This is a genomic window from Mesorhizobium sp. M0898, from assembly GCF_040319695.1.
Classification (GTDB): domain Bacteria; phylum Pseudomonadota; class Alphaproteobacteria; order Rhizobiales; family Rhizobiaceae; genus Mesorhizobium.
Genome location: NZ_JAMYOE010000008.1, coordinates 1 through 25,801 on the forward strand (window position 1 = coordinate 1; position 25,801 = coordinate 25,801).

The 25,801-nt window shown below is 63.9% G+C and carries 25 protein-coding genes; 10 read left to right on the forward strand and 15 right to left on the reverse strand.

Features of this window, described 5'->3' with window-relative positions; translation table 11 throughout:
* Nucleotides 1-179: 179 nt before the first annotated feature.
* From NKH90_RS11915 to infC, 9 genes are all read right to left on the reverse strand, one after another.
* Nucleotides 180-782: a nucleotidyltransferase family protein gene (locus NKH90_RS11915; protein WP_352819512.1), complete on the reverse strand. Its 603-nt coding sequence runs from the start codon at nt 780-782 to the stop codon at nt 180-182.
* 215 nt (nt 783-997) lie between these two features.
* Nucleotides 998-1,261 (reverse strand): hypothetical protein, encoded by a 264-nt coding sequence (locus NKH90_RS11920; protein WP_352819514.1) that lies wholly within the window; start codon nt 1,259-1,261, stop codon nt 998-1,000.
* 28 nt (nt 1,262-1,289) lie between these two features.
* Entirely contained in the window at nt 1,290-1,874 is a 585-nt protein-coding gene (locus tag NKH90_RS11925; RefSeq protein ID WP_352819516.1) for a prolyl hydroxylase family protein, read from the reverse strand.
* 12 nt (nt 1,875-1,886) lie between these two features.
* On the reverse strand, nt 1,887-4,295 hold the full coding sequence (pheT, locus tag NKH90_RS11930) for a phenylalanine--tRNA ligase subunit beta (protein WP_352819518.1): 2,409 nt from the start codon (nt 4,293-4,295) through the stop codon (nt 1,887-1,889).
* A 106-nt stretch (nt 4,296-4,401) separates the two neighbouring features.
* Nucleotides 4,402-5,487, reverse strand: coding sequence for a phenylalanine--tRNA ligase subunit alpha (gene pheS / locus NKH90_RS11935; protein WP_352451635.1), 1,086 nt, complete (start codon nt 5,485-5,487; stop codon nt 4,402-4,404).
* Between the two features lie 96 nt (nt 5,488-5,583).
* The gene (gene rplT / locus NKH90_RS11940) at nt 5,584-5,985 is read right to left on the reverse strand and encodes a 50S ribosomal protein L20 (RefSeq protein ID WP_006201247.1); all 402 of its coding nucleotides are present in this window, start codon (nt 5,983-5,985) and stop codon (nt 5,584-5,586) included.
* Between the two features lie 35 nt (nt 5,986-6,020).
* A complete protein-coding gene (gene rpmI, locus NKH90_RS11945) occupies nt 6,021-6,224 on the reverse strand; it encodes a 50S ribosomal protein L35 (RefSeq protein ID WP_006201248.1) in 204 nt (67 codons plus the stop codon).
* A 191-nt stretch (nt 6,225-6,415) separates the two neighbouring features.
* A complete protein-coding gene (locus tag NKH90_RS11950) occupies nt 6,416-7,057 on the reverse strand; it encodes a methyltransferase family protein (protein WP_352451636.1) in 642 nt (213 codons plus the stop codon).
* A 202-nt stretch (nt 7,058-7,259) separates the two neighbouring features.
* Nucleotides 7,260-7,796, reverse strand: a complete 537-nt coding sequence (infC, locus tag NKH90_RS11955; RefSeq protein WP_023677573.1) for a translation initiation factor IF-3 — start codon at nt 7,794-7,796, stop codon at nt 7,260-7,262.
* A 215-nt stretch (nt 7,797-8,011) separates the two neighbouring features.
* Here infC and NKH90_RS11960 point away from each other — a divergent pair, with 215 nt between their 5' ends.
* From NKH90_RS11960 to NKH90_RS11975, 4 genes are all read left to right on the forward strand, one after another.
* Nucleotides 8,012-8,779, forward strand: a complete 768-nt coding sequence (locus NKH90_RS11960) for an alpha/beta hydrolase (RefSeq protein ID WP_352819519.1) — start codon at nt 8,012-8,014, stop codon at nt 8,777-8,779.
* Nucleotides 8,780-8,783: 4 nt separating this feature from the next.
* On the forward strand, nt 8,784-9,926 hold the full coding sequence (locus NKH90_RS11965) for a benzoate/H(+) symporter BenE family transporter (protein WP_352819521.1): 1,143 nt from the start codon (nt 8,784-8,786) through the stop codon (nt 9,924-9,926).
* Between the two features lie 116 nt (nt 9,927-10,042).
* Nucleotides 10,043-10,531: a DUF2852 domain-containing protein gene (locus tag NKH90_RS11970; RefSeq protein ID WP_352616779.1), complete on the forward strand. Its 489-nt coding sequence runs from the start codon at nt 10,043-10,045 to the stop codon at nt 10,529-10,531.
* A 97-nt stretch (nt 10,532-10,628) separates the two neighbouring features.
* On the forward strand, nt 10,629-11,387 hold the full coding sequence (locus tag NKH90_RS11975; RefSeq protein WP_352451640.1) for a M48 family metallopeptidase: 759 nt from the start codon (nt 10,629-10,631) through the stop codon (nt 11,385-11,387).
* A gap of 73 nt (nt 11,388-11,460) precedes the next feature.
* On the opposite strand, the gene NKH90_RS11980 is transcribed toward NKH90_RS11975, so the two are convergent.
* Complete coding sequence (locus NKH90_RS11980; RefSeq protein ID WP_352819523.1) at nt 11,461-11,679, reverse strand: hypothetical protein; 219 nt, start codon at nt 11,677-11,679, stop codon at nt 11,461-11,463.
* A 162-nt stretch (nt 11,680-11,841) separates the two neighbouring features.
* Between NKH90_RS11980 and NKH90_RS11985 the strand changes: the two genes are divergently transcribed.
* From NKH90_RS11985 to NKH90_RS12010, 6 genes are all read left to right on the forward strand, one after another.
* Nucleotides 11,842-12,501 (forward strand): phosphoribosylanthranilate isomerase, encoded by a 660-nt coding sequence (locus tag NKH90_RS11985; RefSeq protein WP_352616834.1) that lies wholly within the window; start codon nt 11,842-11,844, stop codon nt 12,499-12,501.
* Nucleotides 12,502-12,534: 33 nt separating this feature from the next.
* On the forward strand, nt 12,535-13,785 hold the full coding sequence (trpB, locus tag NKH90_RS11990; protein WP_352505958.1) for a tryptophan synthase subunit beta: 1,251 nt from the start codon (nt 12,535-12,537) through the stop codon (nt 13,783-13,785).
* Between the two features lie 2 nt (nt 13,786-13,787).
* Nucleotides 13,788-14,627, forward strand: a complete 840-nt coding sequence (gene trpA, locus NKH90_RS11995) for a tryptophan synthase subunit alpha (RefSeq protein ID WP_352819524.1) — start codon at nt 13,788-13,790, stop codon at nt 14,625-14,627.
* A 95-nt stretch (nt 14,628-14,722) separates the two neighbouring features.
* Nucleotides 14,723-15,649 (forward strand): acetyl-CoA carboxylase, carboxyltransferase subunit beta, encoded by a 927-nt coding sequence (gene accD / locus NKH90_RS12000; RefSeq protein WP_352819525.1) that lies wholly within the window; start codon nt 14,723-14,725, stop codon nt 15,647-15,649.
* Nucleotides 15,650-15,704: 55 nt separating this feature from the next.
* A complete protein-coding gene (locus NKH90_RS12005; RefSeq protein ID WP_352472565.1) occupies nt 15,705-17,030 on the forward strand; it encodes a bifunctional folylpolyglutamate synthase/dihydrofolate synthase in 1,326 nt (441 codons plus the stop codon).
* 61 nt (nt 17,031-17,091) lie between these two features.
* Entirely contained in the window at nt 17,092-17,511 is a 420-nt protein-coding gene (locus NKH90_RS12010; RefSeq protein WP_352819526.1) for a VOC family protein, read from the forward strand.
* Nucleotides 17,512-17,559: 48 nt separating this feature from the next.
* On the opposite strand, the gene NKH90_RS12015 is transcribed toward NKH90_RS12010, so the two are convergent.
* From NKH90_RS12015 to NKH90_RS12035, 5 genes are all read right to left on the reverse strand, one after another.
* Nucleotides 17,560-17,841 (reverse strand): cupin domain-containing protein, encoded by a 282-nt coding sequence (locus NKH90_RS12015; RefSeq protein ID WP_023718287.1) that lies wholly within the window; start codon nt 17,839-17,841, stop codon nt 17,560-17,562.
* Between the two features lie 132 nt (nt 17,842-17,973).
* Nucleotides 17,974-18,297, reverse strand: coding sequence for a thioredoxin (trxA, locus tag NKH90_RS12020; RefSeq protein ID WP_023677558.1), 324 nt, complete (start codon nt 18,295-18,297; stop codon nt 17,974-17,976).
* A gap of 73 nt (nt 18,298-18,370) precedes the next feature.
* A complete protein-coding gene (gene addA, locus NKH90_RS12025) occupies nt 18,371-21,883 on the reverse strand; it encodes a double-strand break repair helicase AddA (protein WP_352819528.1) in 3,513 nt (1,170 codons plus the stop codon).
* Nucleotides 21,880-25,017: a double-strand break repair protein AddB gene (addB, locus tag NKH90_RS12030; RefSeq protein ID WP_352819529.1), complete on the reverse strand. Its 3,138-nt coding sequence runs from the start codon at nt 25,015-25,017 to the stop codon at nt 21,880-21,882. The genes addA and addB overlap by 4 nt, the downstream gene beginning before the upstream one ends.
* Entirely contained in the window at nt 25,014-25,757 is a 744-nt protein-coding gene (locus tag NKH90_RS12035) for a nucleotidyltransferase family protein (RefSeq protein ID WP_352540039.1), read from the reverse strand. Before NKH90_RS12035 ends, addB begins: the two co-directional genes overlap by 4 nt.
* Nucleotides 25,758-25,801 lie beyond the last annotated feature (44 nt).

Genomic DNA, 25,801 nt, shown 5'->3' on the forward strand with positions numbered 1-25,801 from the left:
GGCACCGCGCCAAAGTAGCTCTCAAGGCAGGAAATGGCAGTCGCTCCTTCGCTCAACTGCCTCTCCAAAGAATCCTTTCTCAGCCTAAACTCAACCCCAAAATCGCCATATGCGATTCCCCTGCCCTTGAGGGGGAGATGCCCGGCAGGGCAGAGGGGGGTGCCTCGCGCCGACATTTCCTACCAAGGCATGACACTGATCTCCGGCCAGTTCTCCCTGGCACGCGCGCCCTTCATCTCGTGCGTCTGCCGATTATCCAGTGCACGGTTCGGGGTAACGCGAAACGAGAAGATGTCGTCGAGCCCGAACGGCGCCACGAGCGCGAGTTGCCCATCGGTGCCGAATCTAACGCCGACCGCATGGGTTTTCGAAGCGAAATAGGACAGCGCCTCGGCGGACGACGACAGTCTGGGATAGGAACCGCCAAAGCGCGCCTCAAACCACAGATGCACCCGTGCCTGATTGCGAACCTCGACCGGCAGCTTCAGCCCTTCGAACTGCTTCGCCGCCCGGCGGATGACCGTGTCCTCGGCTTCATAGGACAGATCGCTCTCATCGAAATAAAACAGGTCGACATCCCGGATGCCGTACCCCGAGGGCTTTCCGGTCAGATGATTCCAGACGCTGTTGTAAAGCGCGCCGGAGACGACCAGCCAGTCCGGCAGGCCTAGCACCCGTACCCGCGACAGCGTCTCACTGACCAGCGGATCGGCCGAGACGATATCGAGAAAGGCTGCACGCTGTTCCTCGAAGGGCAGCCCTGAATAGCGCAAATGGTCCATCGCCCTTTGGACGGCGATTCGCCACCTGCCGGCAACCCCTCTAGGTCCTCAGCGCGCCATCCATTGTGCAATTATCGGAAAGGGCGTCGTGACGCCCATTTCTGCAGGCTAGTTTCCCTCCCGCCCAAGGCTCATTGTTCGGTCGGTCTCGGACCAGAAGACTGGCTCCTCGATTGACGGCCATTCTTCGCCGTACACAAAGCCCTCGATCGCCTCTAGCTTTCCTTCAACTCATCGAAGAACAGCACCATGCCGCAAAGAAGCTGGTCAGGTCCAACGCACGCTACCCGAAGCGAACTGAACACTCGACTCTCAAAGCGCAATTCCGGGGGAACCGATGAGGGAGTGACTCTGGTCATGAATCCTACAGGATCGCGGCTGCGTTCTTTGACTTTCAGCGCACGCATCATGTCAGGAGAAACGCCGGCGGAACGGCAGAACTCCTTGACGAAAAACACTTCCAGCGGGGTCAGGTGCATTTAGCTCAGCGGCAGAACGGACAGCGTTTCATTGGCGCTTGTACATCACGTCCGTTCGGATGACGTACTTGCGCCCCGACAGCACCTCGTCGCCGCGATGCTCGATCGGATGGTAGAATGCCAGAGCCATTCCTTTCTTCGGCTTCACCAGAAGACTGCTACCGGCATAGCCCGGCATCTCGCCACGAAACGAGGTTCCTCCCCCTTCAAATCCATCTGATAGATAAATCATGAACGTGAACTGACTGCGCTCCAAGGCGTGGCGCTCGAAATAGCCGTCATGATGCCAATCGAACTTCTGGCCCGGCCCATAGCGATAGAAACGGAAACGCTCATTCAGCCCGGTCAAGCGCCAGTCGCCGAGACCACGATAGAGCAGAGGCCGCGCCCGCGCAAAAAGCAGGTCGGCAAGATCCTCGTCATCAAAAACGACGCGGTCGTTGTTGCGGAGTTCCGTCATCACGCTCGCGCCGCCGGCGCTGTTTACCTTGGCTGCCTCAAAACCACGCCGTTCGCTGTCGGCGATCAGATCGGCGCATTCCTGGTCGTCCAGGAACCCATTGACAGTCCCGATATGCGTTGCCAGCCAGTTGATGGAGAGCTTGTGGTCCATCAGAGCATCCCCTTACGTCCGCAGCACGCCGCCGGTCTGCTTGCCGACATTATCGACGATGCGCTTGGCCAGCGCCTCGAAATCCTCGTCGGTCAGCGTCTTTTCGACCGGCTGGATCGACACTTCGATGGCGATCGATTTCTTCGCCGCGCCGAGCGCTGCACCCTCGAAAACATCGAACACCGAGACGCCGGAAATCAGCTTTCGATCGGCGGCAAGGGCGGCGCGAACGAGTGTGCCGGCTTCGACCGCCTTGTCGACGACGAAGGCGAAATCGCGCTTGACCGCCTGGAAGGCGGACAGATCCAGTCTCGGCTTTGTTCGCGTCGGCTTGGCCTTCGGCTCGGGCACGGTATCGATGAACACTTCGAAGCCGCAAAGCGGGCCGGAGACGTCAAGCCCCTCCAGCGTCTTCGGGTGGAACTCGCCAAACGTGCCAAGGATTACCTTCGGCCCAAGCTTGATCGTGCCGGAGCGGCCGGGATGATACCAGGCCGGGCCGCCGGCCTCGATCTGCAGCCGCTCGACCGGCGCGCCGCAGGCTTCGAGTGCTGCGATCGCATCGGCCTTGGCATCGAAGACGCCGACGGCGCCGGCATTGCCGGCCCAATGGCGGCCGGAGCCTTCGAGCCTGGCGGTGCCGCGCCGCACACCGGCGGCAACACGCCGCTGCTGGTCGGCGCCGTCGCCTTCATAGGTGCCCGAAACTTCGAACAGCGCGACATCGCCGATGCCCTTGTCGGCATTGCGTTGCGCTGCCGCGATCAGCCCCGGCAGCAGCGACGGCCGCATGTCCGACATATCGGCGGCGATCGGGTTGGCAAGCTTCAGCGCCTGCTGGCCGCCGCCGAACAATTCGGCGTGTTTTGCCGGAATGAACGACCAGGTGACGGCCTCCATCATGCCGCGCACGGCAAGTGCCCGCTTGGCGGCGCGGGTGCGGATCTGCAGCACAGTCAGGATCCTGGCGTTGACCGCATCGTGCGAACCGAGCGGCTGCGGCGCGATGTTGTCGACGCCGTGGATGCGCATGACCTCCTCGACCAGGTCGGCCTTGCCGTCGACATCCGGCCGCCAGGACGGGACCGCCACATTGACGACATCGCCCGTGCCCTCCGGCCTGAAGCCGAGGCGGGCAAGAATGTCGAGGCTTGTCGAGCGCGGCACTTCGATGCCGGTCAGCCGCTTCACTTCCGACAATGGGAACGAGACGATCTTCGGCTGATGGCCGGCATAGCCGACGACTTCGGTTTGCGCCGGCGTACCGCCGCAGAAATCGAGCACCAGCTTCGTTGCCAGCTCCAGGCCGGGAACCATCATTTCCGGGTCGACGCCGCGCTCAAACCGATAGCGCGCGTCGGTGATGATGCCGAGCGTGCGGCCGGTGCGGGCAGTCGCGATCGGATCCCAAAGCGCCGACTCGATCAGCACGTCGGTGGTGTTCTCGTTGCAGCCGGAATGCTCGCCGCCCATGATGCCGGCAATCGATTCGATGCCGTCCTGGTCGGCGATGACGCACATCTCCGGCGTCAGCGTGTATTCGCGGCCGTCGAGCGCCAGCACCTTTTCGCCATCACGCGCCCGGCGCACGGCGAGATTGCCGGTGACCTTCGCAGCGTCGAAGACATGCAGCGGCCGACCGCGGTCGAAGGTGACGTAATTGGTGATATCGACGAGCGCGCTGATCGGCCTCAAGCCGATGGCGAGAAGCCTTTGCTGCAGCCATTTCGGCGACGGTCCGTTCTTGACGCCGCGCACCAGGCGCAGCGCAAAGCCGGGACAGAGCTCCGGCGCTTCGATCGTCACCTTGACCGGCGTCTCGCCCGTGCCGGGGATCGGCTCTATCGGCGCGCTCTTCAGCGTGCCGAGCCCGCTCGCCGCCAGATCGCGGGCGATGCCATGGACACTGGTCGCATCCGGCCGGTTCGGCGTCAGATTGATCTCGATCAGCGGGTCGTCGAGATGGGCATAGGCGGCGAAGCTGGTACCGACCGGCGCATCGGCCGGAAGGTCGATGATGCCGTCATGCTCCTCGGACAATTCGAGCTCGCGCTCGGAGCACATCATGCCATGGCTTTCAACGCCGCGGATCTTGCCGACGGTCAGCGTCACGTCGATGCCGGGAATATAGGTGCCCGGTGCTGCAAAGGCGCCGATCAGGCCCGCGCGGGCGTTCGGCGCTCCACACACGACCTGCACCGGCGGCTTGCCGTCGCCGGTGTCGACGGTCAGCACGCGAAGCCGGTCGGCGTCGGGATGCTGGACCGCCGTCACCACCTTGGCGATGACGAAGGGAGCCAGGCTCGCCCGGTCGTCGACATGCTCGACCTCGAGGCCGATCGAGGTGAGACGCTCGACGATTTCCGCCAGCGAGGCGTCTGTCTCGAGATGATCCTTGAGCCAGGAGAGGGTGAGTTTCATGAATGTGTTCCGTCTGGTCTGGGCACGTTGCACTTGAAGCTATGCGGCCGCGCGTCGGACATGTGCAGGAAGGCAAGCTGCCCGCGGATTTGCTGCGGCCCAGTCGTCACGCGCTCAAGCCCCCGAACAGCGTCGGCATGTCAAGCGGCCTAAAACCGTAATGCGACAGCCAGCGCACATCGGCGTCGAAGAAGGCGCGCAGATCCGGCATGCCGTATTTCAGCATGGCGATACGGTCGATGCCCATGCCCCAGGCGAAGCCCTGGTATTCGTCAGGATCGAGGCCACCGTAACGGAGCACATTGGGGTGCACCATGCCGCAGCCGAGAATCTCCATCCAGTCGGAGCCTTCGCCGAAGCGCACCTCGCCGGGCCGCGAACGGTCGCACTGGATGTCTACCTCGAGGCTGGGCTCGGTAAACGGGAAGAAAGACGGCCGGAAGCGCATCTTGACGCTCGGCACCTCGAAGAAGGCCTTGCAGAACTCCTCCAGCACCCATTTCATATTGGCGACGTTGGCCGATTTGTCGATCACCAGCCCCTCGACCTGATGGAACATCGGCGAGTGGGTGGCATCGGAATCCTGCCGGTAGGTCTTGCCAGGGATGACGATGCGGATCGGCGGCTTCTGCATCTCCATGGTGCGGATCTGCACCGGCGAGGTGTGGGTGCGCAAAAGCTTGCGCTCCCCCTGCTCGTCCGGCTGGAAGAAGAACGTGTCGTGCATCTCGCGCGCCGGGTGGCCTTCCGGGAAGTTCAGCGAGGTGAAATTGTAATAGTCGGTCTCGATGTCCGGACCTTCGGCGATGGCAAAGCCGAGATCGCCGAAAATCGCCGCGATCTCGTCGATAACCTGGCTGATCGGATGGATGCGGCCGCGCTCGGCCGGCGATTGCCTGACCGGCAAGCTGACGTCGACCTTCTCTGCGGCAAGCCGTGCTGTGATCGCCACATCTTTCAGCTCGGCGCGGCGCGCCGAAAGTGCCTCGGTGACGCGGTTCTTGAGGCCGTTGATTGCCGGGCCTTTGACCTGTCGCTCCTCGGCGCTCATCGAGCCGAGTGTCTTCAGCATCTCGGAAACCGAGCCCTTCTTGCCAAGGGCAGAGACACGCACCGCCTCGATCGCCTGCTCGTCGGCGGCCGAGGCAATCTCGGCCATCAGGGAATTTTCGAGAGTTTCCATGTCACTCATGTTCCAGATCCGATTGGAAGCAAAGAAAAACCCGCGCCAGCCCTGCCAGCGCGGGTTTCCCAAATCAAGTATCGAATAGCTTGGGAAGCGCTGGTCTTAAGCGACAGCGCTTTCAAAAGCATTCGGCGTGGTATTCTTCAGGTATTCGAGCGCGACCTTGGCCTTGGCCACGAGTGCGGCGAAGGCCTGCGGCTCGTGGATGGCCATGTCCGACAGGATCTTGCGATCGATCTCGATTCCGGCCTTGTTGAGACCGTCGATGAAACGGCCATAGGTCAGGCCATGCTCATGCGTCGCCGCATTGATGCGCTGGATCCACAGCGCGCGGAACGAGCGCTTGCGGTTCTTGCGGTCGCGATAGGCGTACTGCAGCGACTTTTCCACCGCCTGCTTGGCGATGCGGATGGTGTTCTTGCGACGGCCGTAAAAACCCTTGGCGGCTTTCAGGACCTTCTTGTGCTTGGCGTGCGAGGTGACGCCTCTCTTTACGCGTGCCATGTCATGATCTCCTTAACGCTGTCCAGACCGAATGCTCAGAGGCCGTTCGGCAGAAAATTCTTGATGACCTTCTTGCCATCCGGTTCAGCCAGAACCATCGTGCCGCGGGCATTTCGAATGAACTTGTTGGACCGCTTGATCATGCCGTGACGCTTGCCGGCTGCAGCCGACAGAACTTTACCCGTACCTGTGATCTTGAACCGCTTCTTGGCGGCCGATTTGGTCTTCATCTTGGGCATTTTGCTACTCCGTTTATATGCGCACCAATGCGCTTTTTGTTCGCTTCAGGCCGACCAAAGCCCGAAAAGCAAATGAAACCGCCACGGCATGCCCTGCCGGGCGGTTTTTTGGGAACGGCGGTCCTATACGTCAAAGCGGGGGCGCGCGCAACACCCCGTGCCCAGCAACACTGTACTCAGCAACACCGTACTCAGGGGAAACGGAACAGCACCGGCAATATGCCGGACTGCTGGGCGCCGTCGATCAGTTCGAAAGCCGGCAAGGCAACCAGGAAGACCAGACCGTCGAGCAGCGTGGTTCGCAGCAGGCGCGGCTTGAAGCCGCCGGTGTCGCCTTCCTGATACAGCGACAGTTTCGGGAAGAAGCGCGGCACTTTCAACAGGTAGGCCTGGTATGGCGCGCCAAGAACCTGCCTGAGGAATTTCTCCTCGCGCAGGATAACGATGTAAAATGCACCCGCGCAGAGCGCTCCAAAGCCGATCGTGGCGGTGATGGAGCCGATCTGTGCGCCGACACCGGCGGCAGCTAAAGTAGAGAAGACATAGAGCGGGTTGCGGGTGATCGAATAGGGTCCGCCGGTCACCACTTCGGAGGATTTGCGTCCACCAATATAGAGCGTCGACCACAAGCGTCCGACAACGCCGAGAAAGATCAGCAGGACGCCGACCATTTCGATCGTTTCATGCACAGGCGTATCGGGCGGAAAAACCGACTGCCCGAACAAAAGCATCGCGAAAAGGACGACGACGACGACGGCAAGCACCATCCTGCGCGTGTGCTGGTAGCTGCCCAGCCCATATTTGGCTTCCGAATGCTTGACGTCATTGACCATGTCGGGAATCCGATCGTCGAGGGAACCAGAGCGTCTTTGCTCTCGCCGGCGATCGCAGCGTCTGGCCAAGAAACAGGCGCCCCGCCGATCGCCGGGACGCCTTGCAACATGATTCAGGCGGATTTAATGCACGTCGCCCAAAAGTGCGCAGCGGTTTTGCGACAACGACATGCACAAACAGAACTAAAGCGCACAACGCGCTTTAGCGGGGCGCCAGCACCATCATCATCTGGCGGCCTTCGAGCTTCGGTTCGGCTTCGACCTTGGCGATGGGCGCCACTTCCTCGCGAACCTTGTTCAGAAGCTGCATGCCGAGTTCCATATGCGCCATCTCGCGACCGCGGAAGCGCAATGTCAGCTTGACCTTGTCGCCTTCCTCGAAAAAGCGCCGGACGGCCTTCATCTTGGTCTCGTAGTCGTGGCTGTCGATGTTCGGGCGCATCTTGATCTCCTTGATCTCGATGACCTTCTGGTTCTTGCGCGCCTCGGCCGCCTTCTTCTGGTTGGCGTATTTCAGCTTGCCGAGATCGAGGATCTTTACGACGGGCGGCACTGCATTGGGCGATATCTCGACCAGATCGAGCCCAGCCTCTTCGGCGAGCAGCAATGCGTCGTTGATGGAGACATCGCCGCGGTTCTGGCCTTCGGCGTCGATTAGCTGGACCCGGGGAACCCGGATGTCACGGTTGGAGCGCGGGCCTTCCTTGGTGGGCGCCGCTGCTTTGAAAGGTCTGCGAATGGTCGTGGTCTCCTTGAGCCGTTTCGTTAAGGGGTTCTTCGGTTCAGAATTGCGAACGCGCAATGTGGTGAGCGCGCGGTCGGAGTCAATAGCACAGCATTCTCAGGAAATCACCTGCTCGATGGAATGCTCCTCTGCACCAAGCGAAGAAAGTGGCGGAGCACTTTTCGTTGAATGCCTTGCTGTGCCAAAAGACCGGCGTGAGGGAATACACCATGAGCACCACCCCGATCTTCCTGGACGTCGACGGGACGAGCATCGCCGTCAGGCATGCGGCAGGTGCCGAGCCCGGCATCGTCTGGCTTGGCGGCTACAAATCCGACATGCTGGGCACCAAGGCCGAAACCTTGTCGGAATGGGCGCTCGGGGAAGGCCGCGCCTTCCTGCGCCACGATTATTCCGGTCACGGCGAATCGGGCGGCGCCTTTGCCGACGGCACCATCTCGAAATGGCTGGGCGAGAGCCTGGCGGTTTTCCGCCGTTTCACCCAGGGCAGGCAAATCCTGGTCGGTTCGTCGATGGGCGCCTGGATCGCGCTGCGCATAGTGCAGGAGTTGCGCAAGGCGGGCGAGAACAGCGTCGCCGGCCTTGTGCTGCTGGCGCCGGCGCCCGATTTCACATTCGAACTGGTGGAGCCGGTGCTGACCGGGGCGCAGAAGCGCAACCTCAGGAAAAAGGGCTTTTTCGAGGAGCCGTCGGACTATTCAGCCGAACCGTACATCTACACGCGCGCACTGATCGAGGACGGCCGCAACAACCGGGTGATGACCGGGCCGATCGACACGCACTGTCCGGTCCATATCCTGCAAGGGCTGGCCGATCCCGACGTGCCGTCGAGCCATGCGCTGAAGCTGGTCAGCCTGCTGCCGGCCGACGACGTCACGCTGTCGCTCATTCCCGACGGCGACCACCGCCTGTCGCGGCCGCAGGATCTCGACATGCTGGTGCGGGCGGTGGACGCGATGGTGCGGCAGGCGGGATAGAGACATGCGCATTTCCATTCCGGTGTCCGCCTTCGTGGCGGCGATCGTCGGCTTCGGCGGTACGCTGGCCATCGTCATTGCCGCCGCCAAGGCGGTCGGCGCAACGCAGGTCGAGACCGCAAGCTGGGTGACGGCGCTTTGCCTGGCGATGGCGATCGAGAGCCTGTGGCTGTCCTGGCGTACGAAAATGCCGGTCATCACCGCCTGGTCGACGCCAGGCTTGGCGCTGATCGCCGCGTCGACCGGCTTTTCGATGGGTGAGGCGGTTGGTGCCTTCGTCGTCACCGCGGTCCTGCTGATCACCACAGGCCTGTTCGGGCCCTTGACCAAGCTGATCGCCAGAATACCGGCGTCCGTCGCGTCCGGAATGCTGGCCGGCATCGTCGTCACCTTCGCCATCAATGCGGTGAAAACCGTTCCCGTCGACCCCTGGCTGATCCTGCCGCTGGTTGCGGCGTTCTTCGTCATCCGCCTGTTCAACCCGGCCCTGTCGGTGCTGCTGGTGCTGATCGGCGGCGGTCTCGCCGCCTTCCTCACCGGCCGGGTCGGCGGTCTGCCGGCACCGGAACTCTCGAGCTTGACGCTGGTGATGCCGCAGTTCACCGCCACTGCGATCATCGGCCTCGCCTTGCCGCTCTACCTCGTCACCATGGCCTCGCAGAACCTGTCCGGCCTCGCCGTGCTGAGGGCAGCCGGCTATCATCCCGAACCCGGGCCGCTGATCGGCGTCACCGGCCTGTTTTCGCTGCTGACGGCGCCGTTCGGCGCTTCGACCACCAATCTGGCGGCAATCTCGGCGGCGATCTGCACCGGGCCCGACGTGCATCCCGATCCGGCCGAGCGCTGGAAGACCGGGCCGTTCTATGCGTTGGCCTATCTCGTCTTTGCCCTGTTCGGCGCCTCGCTGGTGGCGATCTTCGCCGTATTGCCGCAGAGCCTGATCGCGCTGGTCGCCGGCCTGGCGCTGATGGCGCCGCTCGCCAATGCACTGTCGATCGCCTTGAAAGACGAGGACGAGCGGATGGCCGCCACCGTCACCTTCGCCGTCACCGCATCGGGGCTGACGCTGTTCGGCGTCGGTGCGGCGTTCTGGGGCCTGATCGCCGGATTGGTCGTGCTTTTTCTTGAAATGCTCAAAAAGCGATAATCATTTCAGCCGCTTGTCCGGTTTTGGCGGTTGCTGTCTTGAATCGCCGTTTTCTTCATCCCATTTCGATTCCACGCAGCCGGATTTGGCTGTCTCCAACTGAAGGATTGGAAGAAATGAACACATCTGCATTGATCCGTCCGGCCTGGACGCCGGCGACCATCGCGTTGATGGTGATCGGGTTCATGGTGTTCTGGCCGCTCGGCTTCGCCATGCTCGCCTACATCATCTGGGGCGATCGGCTCGAGGGCTTCAAGCGCGACGTCAACCGCGCCACCGACGGCATCTTCGCCGGCTGCCGCCGCGGCTCCGACAGGGCCGCGCGCTGGGGCCATGGCTCCGCACGCACCGGCAACGTCGCTTTCGACGACTGGCGCGAAAAGGAACTCGAGCGGCTTGCCGAGGAACGCCGCAAGCTCGACGAGATGCTGAGCGAGTTCGATGAATATGCCCGCGAATTGCGCCGCGCCAAGGACCAGGAAGAGTTCGATCGCTTCATGGCCAACCGCAACAAGTCGACGTCGCCCACGACAGGTGGGTCAACTGGCTCGACGACGAATAACAAACGCGGCGGCAACTCCACGCCAGGCCTGCTCGACGAGTAAGGTCCCGTGCCCAGATAGATAATCCAACGGCGTCGCGTCAGCGGCGCCGTTTCTTTTTTGTTCTAGTCGTTTCCCTCGAATCACGTATCGTCCCGGAATGTCCTTCGGCTTCTTCCGCACCCCGACGAAACCCAAGCCCACGCCCGTCGTGGAGCGCGAGCATTGCGTTGCCGGCCGCACGCTGCCGCTCAAGATCGTCGAGAACGACCGGGCGCGGCGCCTGACGCTGCGCATCGATTCCGGCGGCCGTGGTCTGCGCATCACCGTGCCGCCGGGGCTGCGCCGCGGCGAGGTGGAAAAATTTCTCGACCGCCATCAGGACTGGCTGGAGCAAAGGCTGGCCAAAGTGCCCAACCGGCCGCAGGTGCGTCCCGGCATCAAGGTGCCGGTGCGCGGCGTGCCGCATCGCATCGTCCATGAACCGTCGAAACGCGGCACCGTCACGCTGTCGCGCGACGAGCGCGGGCCGCTGATGATCGTGCATGGCGAACGCGTGCATCTGCCGCGCCGCATCGCCGATTTCCTGAAGCGCGAAGCCAAGCGCGAGATCGAAGCGCTGGTGACCAAGCACAGTGCTGCGGTCGGCAAGCGCGCCAAGGCGATCCGCTTCAAGGATACGTCGAGCCGCTGGGGATCGTGCACGTCGGACGGCAATCTGTCGTTTTCCTGGCGCATCATGATGGCGCCGCGGCCGGTGATAAACTACCTCGTCGCGCATGAGGTGGCGCATCTCAAGGAGATGAACCACGGCCCGAAATTCTGGAAACTATGCGAGCAGCTTTGCCCGGATACCGAGCGCTGCAAGGACTGGCTCAAGCGCAATGGCGGCGCGCTGCAGGCGATCGCGTTCGAGTAGGATGCTTGTAGGGGAACGAAATGGAAACTGTAGCGATCCTTCGCGCCGGCCTCAATAGATTCTGCACTGCCGATCAATCGTCATTGGCCGCGTTCAACTCCTCCGGCCGCAACCCCTCATCGACATGGCGCGGCCAGGGCAGGAAATCCTTCTCGAAGGTCTCGTTGCTGAAATAAGCCAGCGCCCGGTGCGCCTCGGCGCCGTTGAAGGCTGCCTTGTCCATCAAATGAGCGATGACCTCATGGGCCTGCGCCAGCTTTTGCCTGAGTTCCGCGACGGTCTTTTCCGACATGATCTTTGTTCTCCCGCCTCTGTGCCTGAGCAAGTAGCGTTGCGCTTATATTAGCAAGGTAGCGCGTTCCGCTCTTACATTAGCAAGGTAGCGCGTTCCGCGCTGGCGGCAAACAGGATGCTTTTTCTCGACTCTTTGGCCGTTTCATGCCAATCCCGCGCCATGGCGCTGGACATCAAGATATGCGGGTTGAAGACCGACAAGGCACTGGCTGCGGCATTGGCCGGCGGCGCCAGCCATGTCGGCTTCATTTTCTTTGCCAAAAGCCCGCGCTATGTCGAGCCGGCGGAAGCCGGCCGCCTGCGCGAAGCGGCGCGCGGCAAGGCCAAGGCGGTTGCCGTGACGGTCGACGCCAGCGATGCGTTCCTGGATGACATCGTCGAAAAGATGCAGCCCGATATGCTGCAGCTTCACGGCGCCGAGCCTCCCGAGCGGGTGGCCGAGGTGAAGGCCCGCTACGGCTTGCCGGTGATGAAGGCGCTGCCGGTCAGCGAGGCCGCCGATCTCGGGCGAGTCAAGCCCTTCATCGGCATTGCCGACCGCTTCCTGTTCGATGCCAAGCCGCCTAAGGGTTCGGAATTGCCGGGCGGCAACGGTCTTGCCTTCGACTGGCGCATTCTGGCTGGCCTTGACGCCGGCGTCGATTACATGCTTTCCGGAGGGCTCAATGCCGGCAATATCGGCGACGCCTTTCGGCTGGCGAACCCGCCCGGAATAGATGTTTCCTCGGGCGTGGAGAGCGCGCCGGGCGTCAAGGAACCGGCGCTGATCGAACAATTTTTCCGCGCCGTCGGGGCAGCACGCGACAACCGCGCCGCCTGACCACGCTTCAAACCACAGACCAGGAGATCGGCGATGGACAAGCCGGCGATACCGAATTCCTTCCGCACCGGCCCCGACGAGCAGGGCATGTTCGGCATTTTTGGCGGTCGTTTCGTTGCCGAAACGCTGATGCCGCTGATCCTTGAGCTGGAGCGGCACTGGAACGAGGTCAAGAACGACCCGGATTTCAAGGCCGAACTGACCGATCTCTCGACGCATTACGCCGGGCGGCCGTCGAAGCTCTATTTCGCCGAAGGCCTGACCAGGCATCTTCGTGAGGTGTCCTCGGCGAAGGGCCTAGGCGGCGGCGCAAAGGTCTATTTCAAGCGCGAGGACCTGAACCACACCGGCTCGCACAAGATCAACAACTGCCTCGGCCAGATCCTGCTCGCCAAGCGCATGGGCAAGACGAGGATCATCGCAGAGACCGGTGCCGGCCAGCATGGCGTCGCTTCCGCCACGGTCGCGGCGCGCTTCGGGCTTCCTTGTATCGTCTATATGGGCGCGACCGATGTCGCCCGGCAAAGCCCCAACGTATTTCGCATGAAGCTTCTGGGCGCCGAGGTGCGGCCGGTGACGGCCGGCCACGGGACGCTGAAGGACGCCATGAACGAGGCCCTGCGCGACTGGGTGACCAATGTCGAGGATACCTATTATCTGATCGGCACCGCCGCCGGCCCGCACCCCTATCCGGAGCTGGTGCGCGACTTCCAGTCGGTGATCGGCACCGAGGCGCGCGCCCAGATCCTCGAGCAGGAAGGCCGGCTGCCGGACACCATCATCGCTTGTGTCGGCGGCGGTTCCAACGCTATCGGCCTGTTCCATCCCTTCCTCGACGACAGTGAGGTGCGCATCATCGGCGTCGAAGCCGGCGGCCGCGGGCTCGACGGCATCGAGCATTGCGCCTCGATGAGTGCCGGCGCGCCCGGCGTGCTGCATGGCAACCGTACCTACCTTCTGCAGAACGCCGACGGCCAGATCATGGACGGTCACTCGATCTCGGCGGGCCTCGACTATCCGGGCGTCGGTCCCGAGCACTCATGGCTGCGCGATTCCGGCCGCGTCGACTATGTGCCGATCCTCGACAGCGAGGCGCTGGAGGCGTTCCAGTTGACGACACGCGTCGAGGGCATCATTCCGGCGCTTGAATCGGCCCATGCCATCGCACAGGCGGTGAAGATCGTGCCTGACATGGACAAGGACCAGATCGTCATCGTCAACCTGTCCGGCCGCGGCGACAAGGACGTGCATACGGTGGCCAATATGCTGGGCATGGAGATCTGATCATGGCCACCCGTATCGACCGCCGCATGGCAAAGCTGAAGGCCGAGGGGCGACCGGCACTCGTCACCTATTTCATGGGCGGCGATCCGGACTACGACACGTCCCTGTCGATCATGAAGGCGCTGCCCCGCGCCGGCAGCGACATCATCGAGTTAGGCATGCCGTTTTCCGATCCAATGGCCGACGGCCCGGCGATCCAGGCGGCCGGCCTGCGGGCGCTGAAGGGCGGCCAGACCTTGGTCAAGACGCTGAAGATGGCCTCGGAATTCCGCGCCGGCGACAGTGAAACGCCGATCGTCTTGATGGGCTATTACAATCCGATCTACATCTACGGCGTCGAGCGCTTCCTGAGCGACGCGCTGGCCAGCGGCATAGACGGGCTGATCGTCGTCGACCTGCCGCCTGAGATGGACGAGGAGCTTTGCATCCCGGCACTCAAGGCCGGCATCAATTTCATCCGGCTGGCGACGCCGACCACCGACGACAAGCGCCTGCCCAAGGTGCTGCAGAACACGTCGGGTTTCGTCTACTACGTCTCGATGACCGGCATCACCGGTTCGGCGCTGGCCGACACCGGCAAGGTGGCGGCAGCGGTCAAGCGCATCAAGAGCCATACCGACCTGCCGGTCTGTGTCGGCTTCGGCGTCAAGACCGCCGAGCAGGCGCGCACCATCGGCGCGTCGGCCGACGGCGTCGTTGTAGGCACCGCGATTGTCAATGCAGTCGCCAACGTGCTGGGGCCGAAGGGCGAAAAGACCGCCGATCCGGCCGAGGCCGTCGCCACGCTGGTCAGCGGGCTTTCGCAAGGGGTTCGGGCGGCTCGCCTTGCTGCCGCCGAATAATCTTGATCTTCTGGTTGGCCATGATCTCCAGCGAAAACCGATTTCCACTTTTCGGGATCATGGTCTAACTCTTCGTAAGGACAGGAGCCGAAGCGATGAACTGGATCACCAATTACGTCCGTCCGAAGATCAATTCGATGCTCGGCCGCCGCACCGACATGCCGGAAAACCTGTGGATCAAGGATCCCGAGACCGGCGAAATGGTGTTCCATAAGGATCTGGAGCAGAACCAGTTCGTCATCCCGTCCTCCGGCCACCATATGAAGATATCAGCCAAGGAACGGCTGAAATTCTTCCTCGACGACGGCAAATACGAGACGCTGGAAAACCCCAAGGTCGTTCAGGATCCGCTCAAGTTCCGCGACGAGAAGCGCTACGCAGACCGGCTGAGGGATGCCAAGGCCAAGACCGGCATGGAAGACGCCATCATCAATGCGCTGGGCACGGTCGAGGGCGTGCCGGTGATGGTGACGGTGCAGGATTTTGCCTTCATGGGCGGCTCGCTCGGCATGGCGGCAGGTGACGCCATCGTGCATGGTTTCGAGGTCGCCTTGCAGCGCAAGCGGCCGCTGATCCTGTTTGCGGCCTCCGGCGGCGCCCGTATGCAGGAAGGCATCCTGTCGCTGATGCAGTTGCCACGGACCACGGTCGGCGTCGACAGGCTGAAGGAGGCCGGCCTGCCCTACATCGTCGTCCTGACCAACCCGACGACCGGCGGCGTCACCGCCTCCTATGCCATGCTGGGCGACGTGCATATTGCCGAGCCCGGCGCCCTGATCGGCTTTGCCGGCCCGCGCGTCATCGAGCAGACCATCAGGGAAAAGCTGCCTGACGGCTTCCAGCGCGCCGAATATCTGATGGAACACGGCATGGTCGACATGGTGGTGTCACGGCTGGAGATGCGCCAGACCATTGCACGGCTACTGAGAATGCTGCTCAAGCTGCCGGAGGAGCAAAAATCTCAGGAACCGGAAATCTTGCCGCCGTCGGTGATTCCGGCCGAAGCCCGGCCGCACGCCTGACGCATTCGCCACGAACTGCGATTGCGCGCCGTCCGTGGCGCGCCTAGGATTCGCCATGACCACGCTTGCCGCCGACCGCGAAATCGAAAGCCTGATGGCGCTTCATCCGAAGGGCTTCGACCTTTCGCTCGACCGCATTTCGCGGCTGCTCGAGCGGCTCGGCAATCCGCAGGACCAGCTGCCGCCGGTCATCCACATCGCCGGCACCAACGGCAAGGGCTCCTGTGCTGCTTTTTCACGGGCGCTGCTCGAAGCCGCCGGCTACCGCGTCCACGTCCACACCTCGCCACATCTGGTGAACTGGCACGAGCGCTACCGGCTGGCCGCGGATGGCGGCGGCAGGCTGGTGGACGACAAGGTCTTCGCCGAAGCCATCGCCCGCGTCGCCAAAGCCAATCAAGGCCAGAAGATCACCGTCTTCGAAATCCTCACCGCCGTCACCTTCCTGCTGTTTTCCGAACATCCGGCCGATGCCGTCATCCTCGAGGTTGGCCTTGGCGGCCGCTTCGACGCCACCAATGTCATCGCCGAGCCGGCCGTGTCGGTGATCATGCCGGTGTCGCTCGACCACGAAGCCTATCTCGGCGACCGCGTCGAGCTGATCGCCGCCGAAAAGGCCGGTATCATCAAGCGCGGATGCCCGGTCGTCATCGGCGCGCAGGAAAGCGAGACGGCCCAGCAGGTGCTCATCGAAACCGCCGAGCGGCTCGACTGCCCCGCCTTCGTCTATGGCCAGGATTTCCTTGCCTATGAGGAAAACGGGCGCATGGTCTATCAGGACGAAGACGGATTGATGGACCTGCCGCCGCCGCGCCTGCCGGGGCGCCATCAATTCGCCAATGCGGCGGCGGCGATCGCGGCGGTCAAGGCGGCGGGCTTCGAGATCAGCCACCGCGCTGCCGAGAAGGCGATGGCGAATGTTGCCTGGCCGGGCCGCATGCAAAAGCTGCCGCAAGGACGGCTGAGCGAACTGGCGCCGAAGGGCGCCGACATCTGGCTCGACGGCGGCCACAATCCCGGCGCTGGCGTGGTCGTCGCCGAGGCGCTGGCCGAGCAGGAGGAAAAGAACCCGCGTCCGCTGTTCCTGATCTCGGGTATGATCAACACCAAGGACCAGAGCGGCTATTTCCGCGCCTTCAAAGGGCTGGTCCGGCATGTCTACACCGTGCCGGTGAGCCTGAGCGACGCGGGCGTGCCGAACGACGAGCTGGCGACCCGCGCCATCGAGGCCGGCCTGTCGGCCGAACCGGTCAGTTCCGTCGCCAATGCGCTGATGCTGCTGCGCGACACGTGGGACGGACCGCCGCCGCGCATCCTGATCGGCGGGTCACTTTACCTGGCCGGCGCGGTGTTGGCCGAAAACGGCACGCCGCCGGTTTGAGGCGTGCTTCAGCCGGGCCACGGTGACGCCAAACTTGTCAGACCACCGCGAGGAGCCAATCATGATCAAGGTAAAGCAGCTCGCACACGTTTGCATTTTCGCGAATGACCTGGAGATGACGCGAAGCTTCTATCGGGACGTCCTCGGCATGGACACCCAGTTCAATTTCCTGCGCGACGGGAAGATTTTTGGCTTCTACCTCAATTGCGGCAGCCGTAGCCATGTCGAGGTGTTCCAGAAAGACGACGCCAGCTATGGCGACTTGAACCAGATCAACCACTTCTGCCTCGAAGTGGAAAACATCGACGCCGCGATCGCCCATCTGAGGTCAAAGGGGGTTGATGTCACTTCCAAGAAACGCGCGTGCGATGACACCTACCAGGCTTGGATCCGCGACCCCAACGGCGTGAGGATAGAACTGTTCGAATACACTGAAAAAAGCGCACAATTCGTCGGCGGCGATCGTGTCGCGGATTGGTGATCGCGCCTCGCCGGGACAATTGTAGCGGCGCAGCCGATGATTGGTGGACTACTTCAGCTCGACCTCGATGAAGGCGAATTCGCCATCGTTTGCACTGATGACGTCATGTTCGACGCCCTCGTTGCGGAAATACGGGGCGCCCTTCTTCATCTCGGCAAAGGATTCGCCATCCTTGGTCAGGAGCTTCACCTTGCCGTCGGTCAACGGCACGATCACATAGTCGTGGCCATGGCGGTGCCAGCCGGTGTTGTCGCCCGGGGCGAAGCGGTATTCGGTGACGATGACGCGCTCATTGTCGATGAAGACGGTGGCCTTGGCGGATCCGGTCATATCGCTTCTCCTTTGAATTCAGAAGAGAAGAATACCGGGCGGCAAGCCGCGAGTGCCAGAGCGGCCCACCAATGACGCCAGCAAAAGAAGGCCCGGCGCGAGGCCGGGCTTTTCTGCAAAATTTTGATCGGATCAGGCGAGGCTGCCGTTGATCCAGTGCGACAATGCCGTTTTCGGCGCAGCACCGACCTTCATGTCGGCGACTTCGCCGCCCTTGAAGATCATCAGCGTCGGGATCGAGCGCACGCCGAACTGCGCGGCCAGCTCAGGATTCTCGTCGATGTTGAGCTTGGCGATCTTTATCTTGCTGCCGAGTTCGATGGCGATGTCCTCGAGCGCCGGGGCGATCATCTTGCACGGGCCGCACCATTCCGCCCAGAAATCGACCACGACCGGCTCCTTGGCGTTGAGCACGTCGGCCTGGAAATTGCTCTTGTCGACCTTGACGGTGGCCATGCTGAGATCCTTTCGATTTATTCGTCCCACCAAATGTGGTGGTGATCGTGTCCGTCTTCAAGCAAGTGTTGTGTCACGCTCCCGTGAGTCTAGCAAGCGCGTCGTCCATGGCCGCTGCCGGCAGCTCGATCAGCCGCGGCGCTTCGGTGAACAGCAGCGCCGCCGAGACCTCGCGTCCCGGATAGAGCGGCTGAAGCAGCGCGCGATAAAGTGCGAGCTGCAGAACATAGGCTTGCGGCACTTCGGCGAGCGTAGCTGGCGCTGGCCGATTGGTCTTGTAGTCGACGATCGAAACCTTGTCCGGCGTTACTGCCAACCGGTCGATCTTGCCGGAAATCGAGCGCAGTTTGCCCCTCACCTCCAGGCTGCCCATGATGGCGACTTCGGCGCGCGAGTTTGGCGCAAACAGCGGCGCGAAGCGGCTGTCGGCAAGAATTCTGAAAACGCCAGCCAGGGCCTTGTCGCGCTCGTCGTCGGGCCATGCCGCGCCGGCTCTTGCCAGATAGCGTTCGGCGGCATCCCGGCGTGTTCCCTCGGCGATGCCGGGCAGCATCTGCAGCAATTTGTGCAGCGCCAGCCCGCGCACGACGGCCAAGCCGGGTTCGGCGTCGGCATCCAGTACCGGCGAACGCGTGTCGGCCACCGCTTGCCGCGCCTCGTCGATCAGCACCGAGGCGCCGGACGGCGAGAGCGGCCGCGGCAATTCCTCGAAGGGCGGCAGAGGCCGGAACAGGGTTTCCGGCAATGGCGCAAAGCGTTCAGTCTGTCGTGCCTCATCCACTGACGCCGGTGGCATGGGCGGCAGTTTCGTCACCTGGAAACGATGCACGGTCTCGCCAGTGGCGGGATGCCGGCGTTCTTCGCTCTCTGCGGCACCGACCAGTGCGCGGCTGACGATCGAATGCCAGGTACCGATATTCGGCGCCCGCTTGCCGTGGTAGCCGCAGACGATCAGCCGATCCTCGGCGCGGGTCATGCCGACATAGAGCAGCCGGCGGTATTCGTCGTCGGCGAGCTCGCGGGCGCGGGCCGATGCGGCGCGTGAAAACCCATTTGCGACATCGCTGGCCGAACGCCAGAGATAGCCCTTGTCCTCCCAGCAGTCGCCCGAGCCTTCGAACGGCATCAATCTCGGCAGATGCTGGTCACTGAACGGCGCGGAGCCGCCATCGACAAGGAATACCACCGGCGCCTCCAGGCCTTTGGCGGCATGCACGGTCATGACGCGAACCTCGTCGCGGGTCTGGTCCATTTCGCGCTTGATCTCGGGGCCGGCGTTTTCCAACGTCGACAGGAAGGATTCCAGTCCCGGCAGGCCGGTCCGCTCCTCGGCCAGGCAGAAATTCAGGAATTCGTCGAGGACGTCGCCGGCCTCCGGCCCGAGCCGCGCGATCATCTTCTTGCGCAGGCCGTCGCGGGCGAGAGCTGCAGCATAGAATTCGAACACCGGCTTGAATGCGGCCTCGTTCGACCATGTGCCGAGCCGGCTGACGACGGCGGCCAACGCCTCGCTTTCGCCGGCATGCCGGCGCAGCGAGGCGATCAGCGAGACGCCCGATGGCCTCTCCGCAGCAAGCGCGAAAAGCTGCTCTTCCGAGACATCGAAGATCGGGCTGCGCAGCACGGCGGCCAGCGACAGATCGTCCTCGGGCTGGATGAGAAAATGACCGAGTGCGATCAGGTCCTTCACCGCGATATGGCCAGGCAGGCTGAGCCGGTCGGCGCCGGCCACCGGGATGTCGCGGCGCTTCAACGCCCGTGTCAGCGCATGGACGAAGCGGTCGCGCTTGCGCACCAGCACCAGCACGTCGCCGGGCCGGAGTTTCTTGCCACGCCCTTCGATGACCTCGCCGCCGCCGATCCAGCCGGCAATGGTCGCTGCAACGTTTTCGGCAACGCGCACCGCCGGTGCGTGGGCGTGATCCACCGCTTGCGTCCAGTCGTCCGGTTCGTCGACGATGTCGGCGCCGAGCGAGGGCCAGACGTCGACATAGCCCGGCGCATCGTTGCGGATCGCCTTGTGGTCGAGCGGATCGGGATCGTGGCTGATGCCGCGCCGCACGTTCGGGTCAGCAAAGACACGATCCACCGCCGCAAGCACGTCGTCGGTCGAGCGAAACGACCAGGTTAGCTTGAGATCGGCGAAGGCGGCGGCGGCGGATCTGACTTTGCCGGCAAACAAAAGCCGGCTGTCGGCAAAGGAGTCCGGGGCGGCTCCCTGGAAGGAATAGATCGACTGCTTTTCGTCGCCGACCGCAAAGATGGTGCGGCGGACGGCGTCGCGTGCGCCGAGCCCGGCAAAGAACTCCTCCGCCAGCCGCTTGACTACCTCCCACTGGTCGGGACTGGTGTCCTGCGCCTCGTCGAGGAGGATGTGGTCGATGCCCTGGTCGAGCTTGTACTGCACCCATGGACCGGCGTCGGGCCGCGCCAGTAGATGGACCGTGCGGGTGATCAGGTCGTTGAAGTCGAGGAAGCCCCGGGCGCGCTTCAATTGCTCGTAGCGGGCGATCAGCCAGTCGGCGATGGTCAGCGCCGCACGCGTGCCTTCCAGCATCCTGAACAAGGCCAGCCGGTCGGAGATTTCGAGAATGGCGTCGACCGCCGCCAGATATCGTTCGGCAAGATCGGGCAACCGGTCCAGCAATGCCCTCTTAAACGTCTTTGCCGGATCGTAAGGCTCGCCGTCGGCCCTCAGGAAAGCCTTGGAGAGCAAATTCAGGCGACGTACCGGATCCTCCTCGGCAAAGGCAAGGCGGGCGTATGGCAGCAGATTGTTCAGCACGATGCGCGCATCGGCGGCCTCGGCTGCCCGTGAAAAGGTGACGAGATAATCCGGCAGGAAGCCGGGCAGCGGCCAGACCGAGGCGGCTATACCTTCGGCCGTCTGGCCGGCGCGGAAATGGAACTCGTCGAACAGCGCCTGAAAACCATCGCCGCCGGCCGCGGCGATGAACGCACGCAAACTATCGCGCTTGCGCACGATCTCGGCCAGCAGTGCGTCGAGCCCATGCTCGCCGCCGCGCTCCAGCACGGTGGCGAAGGCCTCGGACAATGCCGCATCGCCTGCAACGCCGCCCGAAATCATGTCGCGGCGGGCGGCGGCAAACAGCGAAGCCTCCATTTGCGGATCGAGCATTTCGAAATGCGCAGGGATATTGGCTTCCAGCGGGAACTGATGCAGCACCGATTCGCAGAAGGCGTGGATGGTCTGGATCTTCAGCCCGCCCGGTGTTTCCAGCGCCCCGGCAAACAACCGCCGCGCCCGGCGCATGGTTTCGCGGTCGGGCTGGCGGCCGTCCAGCGCCTCTATCCGTGTCGAGAGCTCGGCATCGCCCAGGGCCGTCCATTGCGACAGCGTCGAAAACACCCGGTTCGACATGTTGGCGGCGGCGGCACGCGTATAGGTCAGGCACAGGATCTTGGACGGATCGGTGCCGCGCAGCAACAGCCGGATAACGCGCTGGGCGAGTACATGGGTCTTGCCCGATCCGGCATTGGCCGACACCCAGGCGGAATTGCGCGGGTCGGACGCGCTTGCCTGGCTCGCGGCAGTGTCGCTTGGAATGGGGTAGGCCTTTTTCATGCCTCCCCTCCCTCGTCATCGGCGTCGCCGCCGGCGGACCATTCGAGCACGCGGGCGAGATGGTCGTAGTCGCCGTCGGTCTCGCCCTCGCGGAACGGCAGCGCCCGCGACAGATAGCCGGTCGCCGGGTCGGCGTAGTGGATCAGCAGTTTTTCCAGCCGCGCCCACGCTTCTTCGGCGAGATCGGCGGCGGTTCGCGGCTTGCGGTTGTATTCGAGGATGGATTCCTCGAACACTTCGCCATTCGGCCTCAGCCGCACGAAGGCCAGTTGCGACGGCTCGCATGCGCCAAGCTCCTTGAAAGCGCCGCGCCTGAGCAGCGCGCCCTCGAGTGCCAGTTGCGGCGCGAGCAGCGTGTGCGCCTGTGCTTTGGATGGCGAGGAGCCGGTCTTGTAATCGAGGATGTCGGCCATGCCGCCGGCCAGCAGATCGATGCGATCGGCATAGCCGGACAGGGTCACACCGGATCGGCCCACACCGGTCTTTTCGGCGCGTTCCTCGGCGTGCCGCCGTGCCACGGCTGCGGCCCGGCCGCGCTCCCATTCGATGATGCCGGCGGCAAGCTTTTCGAAGCGTGGCCACCACACCGCCTCGACATCGGCCGGCAGCGCCGCCTCGGCAAAGCAGGAGCGGCCTGCGGCGATGAGCCCGTCCAGCGCCTCCGGCGCGCGCGGGTCGGCCACCGTCGTTGCGAAAAGGTGCAGAATGGCGTGAAACAGCGTGCCACGCTCGGCAGCGCCCGGATCGCGAATGACCGGATCGAGCGGCATCAGGCCGAGTATCCTTCTGGCATAGACCGCATAGGGATCGCGGCGCAGCGTTTCGATCTCGGTGACCGAGAAGTGGTGCGGCCGCGCGGCGAGCGGCGGTTTCGGCTGCGGCCGCGGCGCAAAGTCCTGCTTTTCGCCGGCATCGAGCACACGCGCCCAGGCAAGCAGTTCGTCGCCGCGTCGGCGAAGTGCAGCAGCGTGGTCCTCGCCGACGAATGTAAGGATGCGCTGCAGCCAGCGCGAAGGTACCGACGGTGCATCGCCGGAGCGGCCGGAGCGAGCCAGCACCACTTTTTTGACGCCCATGGCCATCTGGAAATCATGGGCGGCAAGGCCGATGCGCCGCTCGGGCGGTTCAAGATCGATGCCGGTCTTCATCAGCCGCGACATGAAGCGGTCGCTCTCCGGCTTGCGCGGCCACACGCCTTCGTTGAGGCCGCCGACGACCAGCGTGTCGACATCCTGAAGCCGCGCTTCCAGCACACCCCAGATGGCGATGTTCCTGTCGGTGCCCTGCGCCGGCTTGACCGTCTCGGGCGCGATCAGCGCCTCCATCACGTCAGGCCATTCGTCAGCGGCGAAGGAGAACGACACCGAGGCCGCGACCAGCCCGCGCAAGAGCTCGGCGAGCTTTTCGCCGGCATCGCCCGCATAGAGTTCGCTCGGGCTGCCGTCAGCGGCGCGGCCGAGGCTTTCGAGCGCAACGACGCTGGCGCGCACAAGAGTGGCAAGATCGGCATTCTCGTCGCCGCGAAGAGCAACCAGCGGCGCCAGCGCGGCCGTTAGCCGGATCAGCAGGTCGCGCGCCTGTTCGATGCGCCTGACCGAAAGCCGCGGCCACCAGAAGGGTGGGCGGCGATTGCCGCTGCCGTCGAATTCGAGGAGCCGGGTGTCGAAGAGCTGCGGCAGCGACGCCACGTCCGGACGCCCTGTGCCACCGCGCAGCGCCACAAGTTCGACGATTTCGGCCGCATGGCGCACGCTTGCCCGCTCCAGGCCGAGGCCAAGCAGGGGATGCTTGAGCAGCGACAGCAGGGCGACGGGGTCGCCCGGGCGGAAGGCTGCCTGAAGCGCCAACCTGAGCAGGCTGGCGGCTGGTGTGTTGATCAGCGGCGTGCCGCCGGAATCGTCGGCGGCAACGCCGAAGCGCAGCAGCTCGACTGAGACGCGCCGCGCCAGAGCGCGGTCGCCGGTGACGAGTGCGGCGCGCTGGCCGGGCCGTTCGACAGCCTGTTTGAGCGCGACGGCGATCGCCACGGCTTCGTCGCGTTCGCTGGCGGCTTCGAGAAGCGTCACCTCGGCGAAGGCCTCGGCAATATCGCCGGCCCTAAAGCGGGCGCGCGTCTCGGCCCAGAGCTCGGTGGTCTCCGCCGGGCGCAGCGCTTCGCCGACAAGTGCGGCGCGCAGCGCAAGCGGTCGCGGCGCAACAGCAATCTCCTCGACATCGGCGCGCGGCACGCCGATCTTGCCGATCAACTTTGCCAGGCCATATTGCGGGTGGCCAAGCACGGCTGGGCGCGCGCCCGGTGCGGTGATCGCGGCAAAGGACGGCTCATCCAACGCCAGGTCGAGCCCGGGCAGCACAACGGCGCCATTGGGCAGGCCGGCGATCACGGCAAGCAGCTCGGCCGTGGCGGGAATGGAGCCGGTGGAACCGGCGGCGATCACCGGTCCGGCTGGCGGATTACGCTTCAGCCGCGCCGCCTCCAGCCTTATCAGGGCATTACGATGCGCGGCCGGATTGGAACGATGGTGTTCCTCGAGCAGGTTCGGCCAGTTCTCCGTCACGATGGTCAGGAAGTCGAGTGTCACCTGCCACCAGCCTGCAAGATTGCCGGTTACAAGGTCGGCGAGCCTTGCCCAATCCGTGCCTTCGGTGTCGATCTCATCCATCAGGCGTGCAAGGTCGCGCGCCAGCCAGACGGCGTCGGCGGCGGAGGCCGGTATGACGATCTCCTCGTCGAACAATGCCGCGACATGTGCCGGCAGGCGGCGTTTCCACGCCCGCACCAGCGGCGCAAGCAGCAGAAGACGCTCGACCGCGGCGATCGGCGGCGCAAGGTCGATGGCGGCCGAACCTCCTGCCTCGAAGGCGGCTTCATCCTCATCGAACTCACCAAGCGGGCGGATGACCGGCAGGATCGCCGAGCGGCTTCCCGAGCGCGAGAGAGCATCGACGAAGACGCCGCGAAGCGCCCGCGCCGCACGGCGCGTCGGCACATAGATGGTGAGATCGGCCAGCGCCAGCGGATCGCCGTCATAGGCGAAGCCGGGAACCAAGCGCCCCGCAAGCAGCGCCTCGGCCAGCGTCGGCAGGAACGGCGCTCCGGGCGGGATCGAGAAAACGCGGCGGGAGCCGCTCATTTCGACTCGGTAAGAGCGCCGGGTGCCTCACCGACAGCATTGGGCGTGCCGGCAAGCGCGGCGGCGACCGCTGCTTCCGCCCGCGGGATCGCGTCAGGTGTGCCGACAGTAATCCAGTGACCCTGCATTTTCATGCCGAACAGGCGGCCGGCGGCGATTGCCGCATCGAAATAGGCGTTGAGCGACAGCGGGCCGGCTGGCGCATCCTTGAAGATGCGCGGATGGACGATTGCGGCGCCGGCATAGATCAGGCCGGCCGGATCGTTGTTCGCACGCCGCAAGGCGCCGTCCGGCGCCATCAGGAAATCGGTGCCGCCGCTATGTCCGGTTGCCGACTGGAGATCCGCAAGCATCAGCAGAATGTCCATTGTCGCGCCCTCCCATGCAAGGGCAAGTCGCCTGAGATTGGAAACGCCGCTGTCGATCCAGAAGGTGTCGGCGTTGAGCACATAGAAGGGCGCGCCTAATCTGGGCAATGCCTTGACGATACCACCGGCGGAGTCAAGCAAGCCCCTACTCTCATCCGAGATGACGATTCTCGGCGCACTGCGGCGGGCTACATGGTCCACGATCTGTTGCGGGAGGTAATGGACGTTGACGACGGCCTTGGCGACGCCGGCTCCGGCTAGGCAGTCCAGCCCCCAGTCGAGCAATGTCTTGCCGGCGACCTTGACCAGCGGCTTCGGCATGGTGTCGGTGATCGGCCGCATGCGCTTGCCGAGCCCGGCGGCGAGCACCATGGCGGTCGTCGGCATCGGCTGCTCATCCGCCGCCTTCAGGCCCA